Annotated in this window: 17 protein-coding genes; 3 read left to right on the top strand and 14 right to left on the bottom strand. The window is 73.3% G+C overall.

From position 1 onward, the window contains the following. The first annotated feature begins 85 nt into the window (after positions 1-85). A complete protein-coding gene (locus ACWF79_RS04740; RefSeq protein WP_453726560.1) occupies positions 86-535 on the top strand; it encodes a DUF6234 family protein in 450 nt (149 codons plus the stop codon). Here ACWF79_RS04740 and ACWF79_RS04735 read toward each other — a convergent pair. Then, the gene (locus ACWF79_RS04735; RefSeq protein WP_453726559.1) at positions 532-774 is read right to left on the bottom strand and encodes a hypothetical protein; all 243 of its coding nucleotides are present in this window, start codon (positions 772-774) and stop codon (positions 532-534) included. The two genes, ACWF79_RS04740 and ACWF79_RS04735, sit on opposite strands and share 4 nt — an antisense overlap. After that, on the bottom strand, positions 771-1,709 hold the full coding sequence (locus ACWF79_RS04730; RefSeq protein ID WP_453726558.1) for a polysaccharide deacetylase family protein: 939 nt from the start codon (positions 1,707-1,709) through the stop codon (positions 771-773). The genes ACWF79_RS04735 and ACWF79_RS04730 overlap by 4 nt, the downstream gene beginning before the upstream one ends. Positions 1,710-1,818: 109 nt before the next feature. Here ACWF79_RS04730 and ACWF79_RS04725 point away from each other — a divergent pair, with 109 nt between their 5' ends. Further along, on the top strand, positions 1,819-3,000 hold the full coding sequence (locus ACWF79_RS04725) for a THUMP-like domain-containing protein (RefSeq protein WP_453726601.1): 1,182 nt from the start codon (positions 1,819-1,821) through the stop codon (positions 2,998-3,000). 171 nt (positions 3,001-3,171) lie between these two features. On the opposite strand, the gene ACWF79_RS04720 is transcribed toward ACWF79_RS04725, so the two are convergent. From ACWF79_RS04720 to tsaB, 8 genes are all read right to left on the bottom strand, one after another. Next, positions 3,172-3,789 carry a hypothetical protein gene (locus ACWF79_RS04720; protein ID WP_453726557.1) on the bottom strand — a complete coding sequence of 206 codons (618 nt, stop codon included), beginning with the start codon at positions 3,787-3,789 and terminating at the stop codon, positions 3,172-3,174. Between the two features lie 10 nt (positions 3,790-3,799). Further along, positions 3,800-5,146, bottom strand: coding sequence for an RNA polymerase sigma factor (locus ACWF79_RS04715; RefSeq protein WP_453726556.1), 1,347 nt, complete (start codon positions 5,144-5,146; stop codon positions 3,800-3,802). Between the two features lie 33 nt (positions 5,147-5,179). Further along, positions 5,180-5,536, bottom strand: a complete 357-nt coding sequence (locus tag ACWF79_RS04710) for a YciI family protein (RefSeq protein WP_453726555.1) — start codon at positions 5,534-5,536, stop codon at positions 5,180-5,182. Positions 5,537-5,633: 97 nt separating this feature from the next. Further along, positions 5,634-6,488: a polysaccharide deacetylase family protein gene (locus ACWF79_RS04705; protein ID WP_453726554.1), complete on the bottom strand. Its 855-nt coding sequence runs from the start codon at positions 6,486-6,488 to the stop codon at positions 5,634-5,636. Between the two features lie 36 nt (positions 6,489-6,524). Next, the gene (locus ACWF79_RS04700) at positions 6,525-6,782 is read right to left on the bottom strand and encodes a hypothetical protein (protein ID WP_453726553.1); all 258 of its coding nucleotides are present in this window, start codon (positions 6,780-6,782) and stop codon (positions 6,525-6,527) included. Continuing rightward, entirely contained in the window at positions 6,779-7,906 is a 1,128-nt protein-coding gene (tsaD, locus tag ACWF79_RS04695; RefSeq protein ID WP_453726552.1) for a tRNA (adenosine(37)-N6)-threonylcarbamoyltransferase complex transferase subunit TsaD, read from the bottom strand. The genes ACWF79_RS04700 and tsaD overlap by 4 nt, the downstream gene beginning before the upstream one ends. Next, positions 7,896-8,381 (bottom strand): ribosomal protein S18-alanine N-acetyltransferase, encoded by a 486-nt coding sequence (gene rimI, locus ACWF79_RS04690; protein WP_453726600.1) that lies wholly within the window; start codon positions 8,379-8,381, stop codon positions 7,896-7,898. The genes tsaD and rimI overlap by 11 nt, the downstream gene beginning before the upstream one ends. Before the next feature lie 53 nt (positions 8,382-8,434). Continuing rightward, positions 8,435-9,088 (bottom strand): tRNA (adenosine(37)-N6)-threonylcarbamoyltransferase complex dimerization subunit type 1 TsaB, encoded by a 654-nt coding sequence (tsaB, locus tag ACWF79_RS04685; RefSeq protein WP_453726551.1) that lies wholly within the window; start codon positions 9,086-9,088, stop codon positions 8,435-8,437. 105 nt (positions 9,089-9,193) lie between these two features. Between tsaB and ACWF79_RS04680 the strand changes: the two genes are divergently transcribed. Continuing rightward, entirely contained in the window at positions 9,194-9,757 is a 564-nt protein-coding gene (locus ACWF79_RS04680; protein WP_453726550.1) for a hypothetical protein, read from the top strand. 50 nt (positions 9,758-9,807) lie between these two features. On the opposite strand, the gene ACWF79_RS04675 is transcribed toward ACWF79_RS04680, so the two are convergent. From ACWF79_RS04675 to alr, 4 genes are all read right to left on the bottom strand, one after another. Beyond that, positions 9,808-9,987, bottom strand: coding sequence for a hypothetical protein (locus ACWF79_RS04675; RefSeq protein ID WP_453726549.1), 180 nt, complete (start codon positions 9,985-9,987; stop codon positions 9,808-9,810). A gap of 110 nt (positions 9,988-10,097) precedes the next feature. Beyond that, positions 10,098-10,589, bottom strand: coding sequence for a tRNA (adenosine(37)-N6)-threonylcarbamoyltransferase complex ATPase subunit type 1 TsaE (tsaE, locus tag ACWF79_RS04670; RefSeq protein ID WP_453726548.1), 492 nt, complete (start codon positions 10,587-10,589; stop codon positions 10,098-10,100). A 10-nt stretch (positions 10,590-10,599) separates the two neighbouring features. Next, on the bottom strand, positions 10,600-11,775 hold the full coding sequence (locus ACWF79_RS04665) for an alpha/beta fold hydrolase (protein WP_453726547.1): 1,176 nt from the start codon (positions 11,773-11,775) through the stop codon (positions 10,600-10,602). Positions 11,776-11,784: 9 nt separating this feature from the next. Continuing rightward, positions 11,785-12,954: an alanine racemase gene (alr, locus tag ACWF79_RS04660; protein WP_453726546.1), complete on the bottom strand. Its 1,170-nt coding sequence runs from the start codon at positions 12,952-12,954 to the stop codon at positions 11,785-11,787. Positions 12,955-12,966 lie beyond the last annotated feature (12 nt).

The following is a 12,966-nucleotide window of genomic DNA, read 5'->3' as shown; positions in this document are numbered from 1 at the left end:
GTGCCAATACGGCGCCGCGTGGCGGTTCGGTCTCGGTACGGGCAACGGCGCGACGGACCCGATGGTTCCGTACGAAGGTACGGAGATGACGACCTCACGCCGCCCGGTCGGCACGGGTGCGGACATCGCCACCGGCCTGCTCTTCCTGCTCCTGGAGTGCGTGCTCGCCCTGGCCGCCGCCGTCTTCCTGGCGATGCGGAGCCTGGGCGGTGTGCCCGAACCGAAGGGCGGCGAGTCCGCCCCGCCCTCGATGGACTGGGTCCCCGTCATCGTCTTCGGCGTGGTCACGTGCGCCGCCCTCCTGCTCGCCGTGGCGATGCTGCGCGGCGGCTGGACCTGGACGGCCGGTGGCCAGTTCCTCGCGGCGGGGCTGCTCTGCGTCGTCACGCTGCTCATCGCGGCGGAGGAGTGGACGTACGCGCATCCGGGCCCCGCCTCTTCCAGCGAGCACCCGGGCGCCGGCCCTTCGAGCGAGCACCCGGGCTCCGGCCCTTCGAGCGAGCACCCCGGCTCCCCCGAGGGGGACACCCCCTAGCCCCGGAGACCCCCTCGGCCCTCGGCCCTGGGGGCTCCTCCGTCGTCCAGTCCGGCGAGCGTGTGCAGGACGCGGGCCGCCGCCCCGGAGAACGACCCGTCCCGCTCGCCCTCCCCCACCCGCTCCGCCGCCTTCCGCCCCAGGCGCTCGATCGGGTCCACGGACGACGCGCACCCCGAGATCGCGAGGAGCGCGCCGGCCAGGGCGAGGCCGGCCACCGGCCGGCGCGCGCCGGTCACACGTAGTCCTCGAGCTTCGCGACCGCGTACCCCTTCGCCGTGATCGTCTTCATCACCCGGCGGATCATGTCCGGCATCGAGCCCTTCCAGTCCCCCTTGCCCCGGAAGTGCGTCAGCACGATGTCACCGGGGTGCAGGTCCCGGTCCCACTCGCGCCACTCCATCCGGTCCGGGAACGCCTCGGCGGCCCACAGCGGCACGGCCTTCACCCCGCACGCCCTGGCGGCGCGCAGCGTGTCCTCGTTGTAGTTCCCGTACGGCGGCCGGAAGAGCGGGGGCCGCTTCCCGTACCGCTCCTCGATGGTGTCCTGCATCCCGCAGATCTCGCGCTTCTGCGCGCTGTACGAGAGCCCGGGCATGTAGCGGTGGTTGAGGGTGTGGTTGTGCAGGGAGACGCCGGCGTCCTGCATCTTCTTGAAGTAGCCGTAGTCCTCCTTGACGAGGTAGTCGCTGAGGAAGGCGCTGTACGGGATCTGCAGGTCGCGCATCATCCGCAGCAGGGCCGGGTCCTTCTCCGCGCCGTCGTCGATCGTCAGGAAGACGACCTTCTGCTTGGTCGGCACGGTGGTGAAGACCGGCGGCAGCCCCTCGCCGTCCGTCTCGAACCCCTTGCGAGTGGTGATCCTCGGCTTCACGGCGGGCGGGGCGGGGGCCTCCAGCGGCGGCCGGTCCAGGCCCCACTTCTTGGCGGCGGCGACCCGCGCCGCGCGCCGCGCGCGGACCTTCTCGACGTACGAGTCGAGCGCGGCGGCCGCGCCCTCGGCCTGCTGCTGACCGGCGGCGGGGCGCGCAGGGCCCTTCTGCCCCGCCCCGGGGGCGCCGCCGGCGCCCTCCCCGTCGCCGGAGGGGCCCGCACAGGCGGACCCGAGCGCGGCGACGACCAGTGCGGCGCCCACGGAGCGGCGAAGACGCGCCACCGCCCTCTTTCGGCGCATTTCTTCCTTTTGTCGTACTAGCTGCATGGCGCCGCATCCTGTCAGCGGCACGCCCCGCACGGCCGTCGACACCGCCGCCCGGCACCCACCATCCCCCGACTGGCCCACAATGGGACGGGTGACCGACCTCGCCGCCTTCACCGCCCTGCTCGCCCCCGAGGGCCAGACGCTGCTCGCCGCCCTGCGCGACTACGACCCCGCCCAGGAGTTGGCCGTCGCCTCCCGGCTGCGCCGCGAGCACCCCGCCGACCTGGTCTCGGCGGCGCTCGGGCAGGCCCGGCTGCGGCAGCGCGCGGTGGCGAAGTTCGGCGCCGAGGACGCGTACCGGATGTACTTCACCCCGCACGGCGTCGAGCAGTCGACCCGGGCGACGGTCGGGACGTACCGCGCGGAGCGCCTGCGCGCGCTCGGCGTGCGCAGCGTGGCGGACCTGTGCGGCGGGATCGGCGGGGACGCCCTCGCGTTCGCCCGGGCCGGGATCGCGGTCCTGGCCGTGGACCGCGACCCGCTGACGGTGGAGGTCGCCCGCGCCAACGCCGAGGCGCTCGAGCTCGCCGAGCTGATCGAGGTGCGGTGCGCGGACGTGACCGAGATCGACACGAGCCCGTACGACGCCGTCTTCGTGGACCCGGCGCGGCGCGGCGGCCGGGGCAGGATCTTCGACCCGGAGGCGTACTCCCCGCCGCTCTCCTGGGCGGTCGAGGCGGCCCGCAAGGCGCCGCGCGCGGCGCTGAAGATCGCGCCCGGCATCCCGCACGAGGCGGTGCCGGCGGAGGCCGAGGCGGAGTGGATCTCGGACGGCGGGGACGTGAAGGAGGCCGTGCTGTGGTTCGGCACCTCCCCGGGCGCGCGCCGCGCCACCCTCCTGCCCTCCGGGGCGAGCCTGACCGGACGTGGCCTGCCTGACCCGGCGGTCCGCCCGGTCGGCCACTACCTCTACGAGCCGGACGGCGCGGTCATCCGCGCGCACCTGGTCGCCGAGGTCGCCGAGGAGCTGTCGGGCGGCCTGGTCGACGAGACGATCGCGTACATCACGGCGGACGCCCTCACGCCGACCCCGTTCGCCACGGCGTACGAGATCACCGACGAACTCCCCTTCAACCTCAAGAAGTTGAAGGCCCTGCTGCGCGAGCGGGAGGTCGGCACGCTGACGGTGAAGAAGCGCGGCTCGGCGGTCGAACCGGAGGAGATCCGCCGCCGGGTCAAGCCGAAGGGCCCGAACGCGGCCACGGTCTTCCTGACCCGCGTCGCGGGCGCCCCGACGATGCTGATCGGCCGACCGACGAGCTAGCGGCCTTCAGGCCGCCCACGGCGCGGGCGGGACGGGCGGGGGCCCAGCGGCCGGGCTGTGCGGCGGACCTGCGGGAGGGCCTGCGCCGCGGGCGGACCTGGGGGGAGGGCTGCGCGGCGGCCTGCGCTGCGGGGGCCGGCCTGCGCGGCCGGACCTGCGCGGATGCGCGCCCTACGCCACGAGCCGGACGGCCAGCCGGAAGTGCCCGACCGCCTTCACGACGCCGGTCAGGCCGCTGATCCACAGGCCGAGCGCCGCGCCCATGAAGTACGCCACGGTGCCGTAGCCGCCGCGCCCCGGGCCGGTCACCTCGGCGGGAGCGGCCAGGGAGAGCCAGAGGCCGACGGCGCACAGCACGAAGGAGACCAGCAGCCAGACCACGCTGAGGACGGGCTCGCGCAGCCGCGCGTCGGTCGCGCGGTCGCCGTCCAGCGCGGCCCACAGCACCAGCCGCTCGCGCGCCTCGCGGTCCCGGCGGACGCCCCGGGCGAGGAAGAAGACGGCGGGGACGACGGCACCGAGCCCGAGGGCCACGAAGAAGCAGGCGAACAGGCCCGAGAACGGGTCGAGGGCCTCGTCCAGCATGATGAACCCGGCGCCGCAGAGTCCCCAGCCCAGCTGAAGGGTCGCCACCCACACCAGAAAGACCGACAGTCGCGCGCCGCCCAGCAGTCGGCGGTTCAGCTCGGTCATCGCCCGCGCCCGGTCGGCCAGTCGGGCCTCGCGGTCGGGCCAGCTCCGTATCTCGGCGGGCGGTGGGGGTGGAGGCAGCGGTGCGCGTGGCGACATGCGCCCGAGACTACCGAGACCCCGACTCCCCCGACGCCCCCGGCCCGTGAGCCCCAGCTGCCCCACGCGTGCCTTCCGCCCCAACCACCCCACGCACGCCACGCGCCCCTTCGGCTCCCCCCGCCCCTTCGGCCCGCCCGCGCAGCAGTTCACGCTCCCGTTCGTTACGGGTCAGGGCGGCCGCCCGCTCGAACTCCGTCCGGGCCTCGGCCGTCCGCCCGAGCTTCTCCAGCAGGTCCCCTCGGACGCTCGGCAGCAAGTGGTAGCCGGTCAGGGCCGGTTCCCCGGCCAGGGCGTCGACGAGGGCGAGGCCGGCCTCCGGGCCCTGGGCCATCGACACGGCGACCGCGCGGTTCAACTCGACGACCGGGGAAGGCGCGACGGCCGCGAGCCGCCCGTACAGCGCGGCGATCGTCCGCCAGTCCGTCTCCTCGTACGTCGCTGCCTTCGCGTGGCAGGCGGCGATGGCGGCCTGGAGGGCGTACGGACCGTACGTACCGCCCTCGCCCGCCCGCCCCAGCGCCTCGAAGCCACGGCGGATCAGCCGCCGGTCCCAGCGGCTCCGGTTCTGGTCGGCGATCAGGACCGGCCGCCCGTCCGGGCCGGTCCGGGCCGCCGTCCGGGAGGCCTGGATCTCCAACAGGGCCGCCAGACCGTGTACTTCGCCCTCCTTCGGCATCAGCCCCGCGAGCACCCGGGCCAGCCGCACCGCGTCCTCGCACAGCGCAGGGCGCAGCAGGTCGTCGCCCGCCGTCGCCGCGTACCCCTCGTTGAAGATCAGGTAGATGACGTCCAGGACCGAGCCGAGCCGGGCGGCCCGCTCCTCTCCGTACGGCACCTCGAACTCCACGCCCGCCTTCGCCAGCGCCCGCTTCGCGCGGACGATCCGCTGCGCGACCGTCGCCTCCGGCACGAGGAAGGCGCGGGCGATCTCGTCCGTGCGCAGCCCGCCGACCAGCCGCAGGGTCAGCGCGGTCCGCGCCTCGGCGGACAGCACCGGGTGGCACGCGGTGAAGATCAGCCGGAGCAGGTCGTCGTCGATGTCGCCGGGCCCGGACGGCTCCGGGTCGTACGAGGCCTCCGGGGCGTCCCGCCCGACCTCGGCCAGCTTGCGCGCGTACGTCTCGCGGCGTCGTACGAGATCGACGGCGCGGTTCTTCGCGGCGGCCGTCAGCCACGCCGCGGGCCGGTCGGGGACGCCCGTTCTCGGCCACTGTTCCAGGGCGGCGACGAAGGCGTCCTGGGCGATCTCCTCGGCGATGCCGACGTCACGGACGATCCGCGCGACGGCGGCGATGATCCGCGGAGACTCCATCCGGAAGACGGTCTCGACGGCGCCGGGGGCGGGTGCGGTCATGGATCCACCATGACACCACCCGCCCCGGCCGCGTCACATCTCTTCGATCTCCCGCACCTCGCAGGCCACCTTCCACTGCGGCGGGTGCACCTCCAGGAACCGCTTCGACCACTCGACGGCCTCGGCCATGTCCTTGCACTGGGTGATCGAGTAGCCGCCGACGACCTCCTTGGTCTCGGTGAACGGGCCGTCGGTGAAGGAGATCTTCCCGCCCTCCCAGACGACCCGCTTGCCCTCCTTGGTCGGCTTGAGCCCGGCCGTCTCCAGCATCACGCCGGCCTTGGTGATCTCCTCGAACAGCTGGGTGACGCGCTCGTCGAAGCCGGGGTCGGCGTCCTCCATCTCGAAGGCACCTTCTTCGATGCGGATCAGCGTCATGTAGCGGGGCATGGCTGTTCTCCTTGCGTGGCGGGCGGGGCCGTTCCCCGCCTTTCACACATACGTCGAACGGGCCCGCCCCGCATCGACACGAGGCGGCGAAAACTTTCTAGACGTAGTCCTCCAGACGGGCCACGGTGAAGCCCTGCTTCTGGATGTGGCGGAGCATGTTGGCCGTCATCCGGGTCATCGACGTGCCCTTGAGCTCGGCCGGGCCCCGGAAGTGGGCCAGGATGATGTCGCCGGGGTGCAGCTTCTTGTCGCCGCGCTGGTACTGCATGTTCTTGATCTGCATCGACTCGCGCCACAGCACGATCGCGTCCACGCCGCACGTGCCCGCCGCCGCGCGGGTGTCCTCGTTCCAGTTGCCGTAGGGCGGGCGGAAGAGCCGTGGGGTCGTCCCGTACTCCTTCGCCAGCTTCGTCTGCTGGCCGCAGATCTCCTGGCGCTGGGCGGCCGCGCCGAGCGTGCGGAGGTTGGGGTGGGTGAGGGTGTGGTTCGCGACGCCGTTGCCGAGGGCCGTGAGGGGCTTGAAGTAGCCGTAGTCGCCGCGGATCGCGGCGTCGGTGAGGAACATCGTCACCGGGATCTTCAGCTCCTCCATCATCTTCACGAACTCGGGGTCCTTCTCGGCCCCGTCGTCGATCGTGATGAAGACGACCTTGTCCTGGGTGGGGATCTCGCTGATGACGGGTACGGGCTCACCGGGCTTCCGCGTCACCGGCTTGGTCTTCGGCGGGGCGGGCGGCGCGGCGAAGGGCTCCAGGCCCCACTTCCGGTACGCGGCGGAGGCCTGGGCGGCCCGGTCGGGGCCCTTGGCCTCGGCGGGCGCCTTGGAGGGCGACGGTCCGGTGGGAGCGGTGGCGGGGTCCGCTCCCGCCAGGCCGCCGCATCCCGAGACGAGGAGTGCGGCGGCGGTCAGCGCCGCCCAGGTCACGATCTTCTTGCCCACACCGAGAGTCACGATGAGGATGATGCGACAAGACGACCGGCGGTTGCCTCAGTCCACGGACTCGAAACGCCAACGGTGCACCGGACGGGTGAGCAGATCCGCCGCCGGCTCCGGCACCTCGGGCAGTTCGGCGTCGAACGTGTCCGTCTCCCACCAGGTCAGGACGAGCACGCGGTCCTGCGGCGCGCGGAAGGTCTCGCGCCGCAGCGGCTCGTACGGGAGAACCTGTGCCCGCGCCCACTCCAGGAGTTCGGCGCCGCGGCCCTGGACCGCGCGCGCCTCCCACATCAGGGTCACGAGGGTCACGAGTACAGGTTCTCCTTGCTGATCTCGTGCACGTGGTCGTGGGAGTGACCGTGGTCGTGGTCGTGGTCGTGGCCCTCGGCGCCCGGCACGTGCGGGTCCGTCACCGGCAGCGACGAGTCCGCGGACAGCTCCCAGTCGGAGGCCGGCCGGTTGCGGGCGACCATCTCGGCTCCCAGCGCGGCCACCATCGCGCCGTTGTCGGTGCACAGCCCCGGCCGGGGCACCCGCAGCCGGATCCCGGCCCGCTCGCACCGCTCCTGGGCCAGCGCCCGCAGCCGCGAGTTGGCCGCGACGCCGCCGCCGATCATCAGGTGGTCGACGCCCTCGTCCTTGCAGGCCCGTACGGCCTTCCGGGTGAGCACGTCGACGACGGCCTCCTGGAACGACGCCGCCACGTCCCGTACCGGCACCTCCTCGCCCGCCGCCCGCTTCGCCTCGATCCAGCGGGCGACCGACGTCTTCAGGCCGGAGAAGGAGAAGTCGTACGCGGGGTCCTTCGAGCCGGACAGGCCGCGCGGGAAGGCGATCGCGTTCGGGTCGCCCTCCCGGGCGAGCCGGTCGATGACCGGGCCGCCGGGGAAGCCGAGGTCGAGCACGCGGGCGATCTTGTCGAAGGCCTCGCCCGCCGCGTCGTCGATGGTCGCGCCCATCGGCCGGACGTCGGCGGTGATGTCCGGGGCGAGGAGCAGCGAGGAGTGTCCGCCGGAGACGAGCAGCGCCATCGTGGGCTCGGGCAGCGGGCCGTGCTCCAGCTGGTCGACGCAGATGTGCGAGGCCAGGTGGTTCACGCCGTACAGCGGCTTGCCGAGCGCGTACGCGTACGCCTTCGCCGCCGAGACGCCGACCAACAGCGCTCCGGCGAGGCCGGGCCCCGCGGTCACGGCGATGCCGTCGAGGTCCCGGGCGGAGACCCCGGCGTCCTTCAGGGCGCGCTCGATGGTCGGGACCATCGCCTCCAGGTGCGCGCGGGAGGCGATCTCGGGCACGACGCCGCCGAAGCGGGCGTGGGTGTCGACGCTGGAGGCGACGGCGTCGGCGAGCAGCGTCGTCCCCCGGACGATGCCGACCCCCGTCTCGTCGCAGGAGGTCTCGATGCCGAGTACGAGCGGTTCGTCAGCAGCCATCGGAATCAGTCTCAGTTTCAGTTTCGGTCTCGGTTGCTTGGACGGTCAGACGCATCACGAGCGCGTCGACGTTGCCCGGCTGGTAGTAGCCGCGCCGGAAGCCGATCGGCTCGAAGCCGAAGCGCTCGTACAGCTTCTGGGCCCGGGTGTTGTCCACCCGTACCTCGAGGAGCACCTCGTCGCACTCGAACGCGGTGGCGTGCTGGAGGAGGTCGGTGAGCAGCCGCGCGCCGAGCCCGGTGCCCCACTGCTCGCGGGCGACGGCGATCGTCTGCACGTCGCCGAGGCCTCCGGCGGCGGCGAGCCCGGCGTAGCCGACGAGCTTGCCCCCGGCCTCCGCGACGACGTACCGGCGGGTGGCGCGCGGGCCCCGGGCGTGGGCCAGCTCGGACCAGAACATCCCCTCGGACCAGGCGTCCTCGGGGAACAGCTCGTGTTCGAGCACGAGCACCGGCTCGATGTCCCACCAGCGCATCTCGCGCAGCACGGCCTCGTCGGTCGCGGCGGCGGTCGCGGGCGCTCCGGCGGTCACTTGGGCGTGACCACCTTGTAGTTCTTCGGCACCTGGGCGTCGGGGCGGCGCAGGTACATCGGCAGCGGGTCGAGGAACTCGGCACCCTCCGCCAATCGTTCGGCCGCCAGGGCGGCCAGCGCGCCCGCCGACTGGTGCTCGGGGTCGCGGGCGTCCGGGAAGACCTCCGGGTAGAGGCCGGCGCCCGCGCCGACGACGGGGAGCCCGGCGACCTGCTCGGCGATCTCGGCGGGCCGGTCGACGGCCGCGTCGGTGACGCGCGTACGGAAGTTCTCGTACCGCGCCCAGTAGACCTCCTTGCGGCGCGCGTCCGTCGCGACGACGAACGGCTCCTCGATCCCGGAGGCGTACGCGAGCCCGTCCAGGGTGCACAGACCGTGCACGGGCACGCCGAGGGCGGACGCGAAGGTGGCTGCCGTGACGAGCCCGACGCGCAGACCGGTGTACGGCCCGGGCCCGACGCCGACGACGAGGCCGGTGACCGCGTCGAGCTTCAGCCCGGCCTCTTTGAGGACCCGGTCGACGGCGGGCAGCAGCAGCTCCCCGTGGCGGCGGGCGTCGATCTGCCGCGTCTCGGCGACGACGGAGTCGCCGTCGTGCAGGGCGACGGTGACGGCGGGTGTGGCGGTATCCATGGCGAGCAAGAGCACGCAAACAGCCTACGGCTCCTGGCGGGTCCGCACGGCGCCCCGTCGCTGTCCCCGGCGGCTGCTAACGTCACGATCGATACGTACGTACGAAAGGTGGGCAGAGCGGTGGCACGGAGCAGCTCGGGATTCGTGGCCGGGCTCACGGCGGCGGCGATCGCCGCGGTCGCCTTCCTCGCCTACCAGGCGTCGGCGAACGCTCCGGCGGACGTCTCGGCCAAGCCGAAGGCCCCGAGCACGGCGCCTTCGGCGGCGGCGACCGGTGGCCCCAAGAAGCCCGTCAAGGACCCGCTCGCCGTACCGGCGGACTCCGGCACCGGGGCGCGTGTCGTGTACGCGCTCGCGGAGCGCCGGGTATGGCTGGTGGACACGAAGAACCAGGCCACGCACTCGTTCTCGGTCATGCCGAGCACGGTCCACCCGGCGCCGGGGGCGTACAAGGTGACGTCCCGCTCGGGCTCGGTCACCGGCTCGGACGGCGTGCAGATCGAGCACGTGGTGCGGTTCACGACCGAGCAGGACGTCGCGATCGGCTTCAGCGCGGCGGTCGACGGCACGCTGCCGACGCCGGACCCGTCGCGGAAGACGGGCGGCATCCGGATGAAGCGCGCGGACGGTGACGCGATGTGGACGTTCGCGTCGATCGGCGCGAAGGTCGTCGTCGTCCCGTAAGGGCCTGGGGCCTACGGCCCGCCTGGGCGCTCCGGCGTAACCCGTACGGGTTACGCCGCCTCGCGCTCGATCGTGTGCCCGGTCTCGCCCGCGTCGGATTCCGATTCCGGTGCGGGCTCGGTCGCACGCGGGGGTGTCGACACCGCCTCCGCCGCCGCACAGGACGCCAGCAGCTCGCTCATCGACATCCGCGTCCGCGCTTCCGTGGGCTCGCGCTCCGGCGTCGCCATGCATGCCTCCCGTAGGTTAGGTACACCTAACCAGCTCGTGCATCCATGTCACCACGGCTCGTACGGCCGACGCAACATCTTCCCGACACCTTGTCGGAATCTACGTACGTTCAGCTCAGGGCGAGGTTCTCGGTGGCCCACCGCGCGCCGATCCCGCGCAGCACGACCGTGCGCCGGTCGTCGTCCGTGTCTCCGACGACCCGGTGGATCAGGACGTGCAGCCGGTCGTCCGTGAGGTCCTCGACCTTGCCGTCGCCCCACTCCACGACGACCACCGAATCGGGCAGCGAGACGTCGAGGTCGAGGTCCTCCATCTCTTCGAGGCCGCCGCCGAGGCGGTACGCGTCGACGTGGACCAGCGCCGGGCCGCCGACCAGGGACGGGTGGACGCGGGCGATGACGAAGGTCGGGGAGGTGACGGCGCCGCGCACGCCGAGGCCCTCTCCGAGGCCGCGGGTGAGCGTCGTCTTCCCGGCGCCGAGCTCGCCGGTGAGCATGACGAGGTCGCCGGGCCGGACCAGCTTGGCGAGCCGGCGACCGATCTCCTGCATCTGCTCCGGGGAGTCGATGTCGAGGGTGGCAGTGGAGTGCGGTTCTTCCATACGGCCCAACCTAGCTGTTACCGGCCCCGGCTTTGGTCGCCGCTGTCGCGGGCACCGCGCCCACCTTCGCGAGCAGGTCGGCGAGCCGGTCCGTCACGGCCTCCGGGTGCTCCAGCATCACCAGGTGCCCGGCGTCGGGCACGATGACGAGCTCCGCGTCCGGCAGCAGATCGGCGATCGCCTCCGTGTGCGAGCTGGGGGTGACCAGGTCACGGTCGCCGGCGAGGGCGAGGACGGGCACCTCACGGAAGACCGCGAGGGCGGCCGCCTTGTCGTGCTCGGCGAAGGCCGGGTAGAACTCCGCCACCACGTCGATCGGGGTGGCCTCGATCATCCGCTCCGCGAAGCGGGCGACGGCCGGGTCCACGTCCCGGGACGAGAACGAGTACTTCTTGATCAGGCCGGCGAACAGGTCGGCCGTGGCCCTGCGGCCCCGCTCGACCAGCTCCGCCTGCGCGCCGAGGGCCTTCAGGACCCCCGGCAGGATCCGCCGCACCGCGTTGACCCCGGCCGTGGGCAGCCCGTAGTTGACCTCGCCCAGCTTCCCCGCCGACGTACCGACGAAGGCGACACCGACGACCCGCTCGCGGATCAGCTCGGGGTAGCGGTCGGCAAGGGCCATGATCGTCATGCCGCCCATCGAGTGCCCGACCAGGACCAGGGGCCCGTCGGGCGCGGTAGCGTCGATGACGGCCTTGAGGTCACGGCCCAGCTGGTCGATGGAGACGGGCAGGCCGTCGGGGCCGGACTGGGCGAGGCCCCGCTCGGAACGTCCGTGGCTGCGCTGGTCCCAGTAGACGGTACGGACGAGGCCGCGCAGCGCCGCCCGCTGGAAGTGCCAGGAGTCCTGGCCGAGGCAGTAGCCGTGGCTGAAGACGACGGTGACGGGCGCGGGCGCCTTGCGCCCGAAGAGCCGGCGGCGCCTGGGCGCGGGCGCGTCCGACTCCACCTCGTCGACCTCGTAGTAGAGGGCGGTGCCGTCGTCGGCGGGCGCCTTGCCGGGCGCACCGCGCAGGGAGCCGTAAGGCGCGGAGGCGTCGAGGGCGAGCCGCGCCTTCTGCCGCATGCCGCGCCCGACGGTCAGCCGCTCGATGGCCACCCCGGCCGCCGCCCCGGCGGCCAGGACGCCTATCGCGGCACCGGCGAGCCCGGCACGCCGCCAGTTGTCGGTGCTGGCCTCGCTCACTGCCCCTCCTCAGGTCCGGTCGGTTCGGGTGCTCCCGTCCACATAGACGCGCGGAACGCGCGCGCCGATGCGTGTGACGATCTCGTACGCGATGGTGTCGGCGGCGTCGGCCCAGTCCTGGGCGGTCGGCTCGCCCCGGTCGCCGGGCCCGAAGAGCAGCGCCTCGGCGCCGGGCTCGACGGTGTCGCCGCCGAGGTCGACCACGAACTGGTCCATGGCGACACGTCCGGCCACCCGCCGGATCCGGTCGCCGACCAGGACGGGGCCGCGGCCGGAGGCGTGGCGCGGGATGCCGTCGGCGTACCCGAGCGGGATCAGGCCGAGGGTGGTCTCGCCCTCGGTGACGTAATGGTGTCCGTAACTGACCCCGTGCCCGCCGGGCACCTCCTTGACGAGCGCGACGCTGCCGACAAGGGACATGACAGGCCGCAGCCCGAAATCCGCGGGGGTCCCGATCTCGGGAGCGGGCGAGACTCCGTACATGGCGATGCCGGGCCGGACCAGGTCGAAGTGGGTCTCCGGCAGGGTGAGGGTGGCCGGGGAGTTGGCGATGTGCCGGACCTCGGGCTCGACGCCGGCCTTCTCCGCGTAGTCGAGCATCGAGCGGAAGACGTCGAGCTGGGAGGCGATGGAGGGGTGGCCGGGCTCGTCGGCGCAGGCGAAGTGCGACCAGAGTCCGGTGACGGTGACGAGCCCGGCCTTCTGGGCCTTGAGGGCCTCGCCGACCAGTGCGGGCCAGTCGGCGGGCTGACACCCGTTGCGCCCGAGCCCGGTGTCGGCCTTGAGCTGGACGCGGGCGGTGCGCCCGGTCAGCCGGGCGGCTGCGACGACCTCGTCCAGGGCCCACATCCCGCTGACGGTCATGTCGAGGCCGGCCTCGATGCCCTCGGCCCAGGGGTCGCCGGGGGTCCAGAGCCAGCACAGAATCCGCGCGTCCGTGATCCCGGCCGCGCGCAGCGCGAGCGCCTCGTGCGGGGTGGCGGTGCCGAGCCAGTCGGCGCCCGCTTCGAGCGCGGCGCGGGCACAGCGGACGGCGCCGTGGCCGTACGCGTCGGCCTTGACCACGGCCATCAGCTGGACGTGGGGCCCGACGCGGGCACGCAGCGTGCGGACGTTCGCACGCAGCGCACCGAGGTCGATCTCGGCGCGGGCTCTGCGGGGCGGCGGTGTCTCAGTCATCGCGCCCAGTCT

The sequence above is a fragment of the Streptomyces sp. NPDC054975 genome (assembly GCF_053609105.1).
This window is presented reverse-complemented; position numbering and strand designations above follow the sequence as displayed.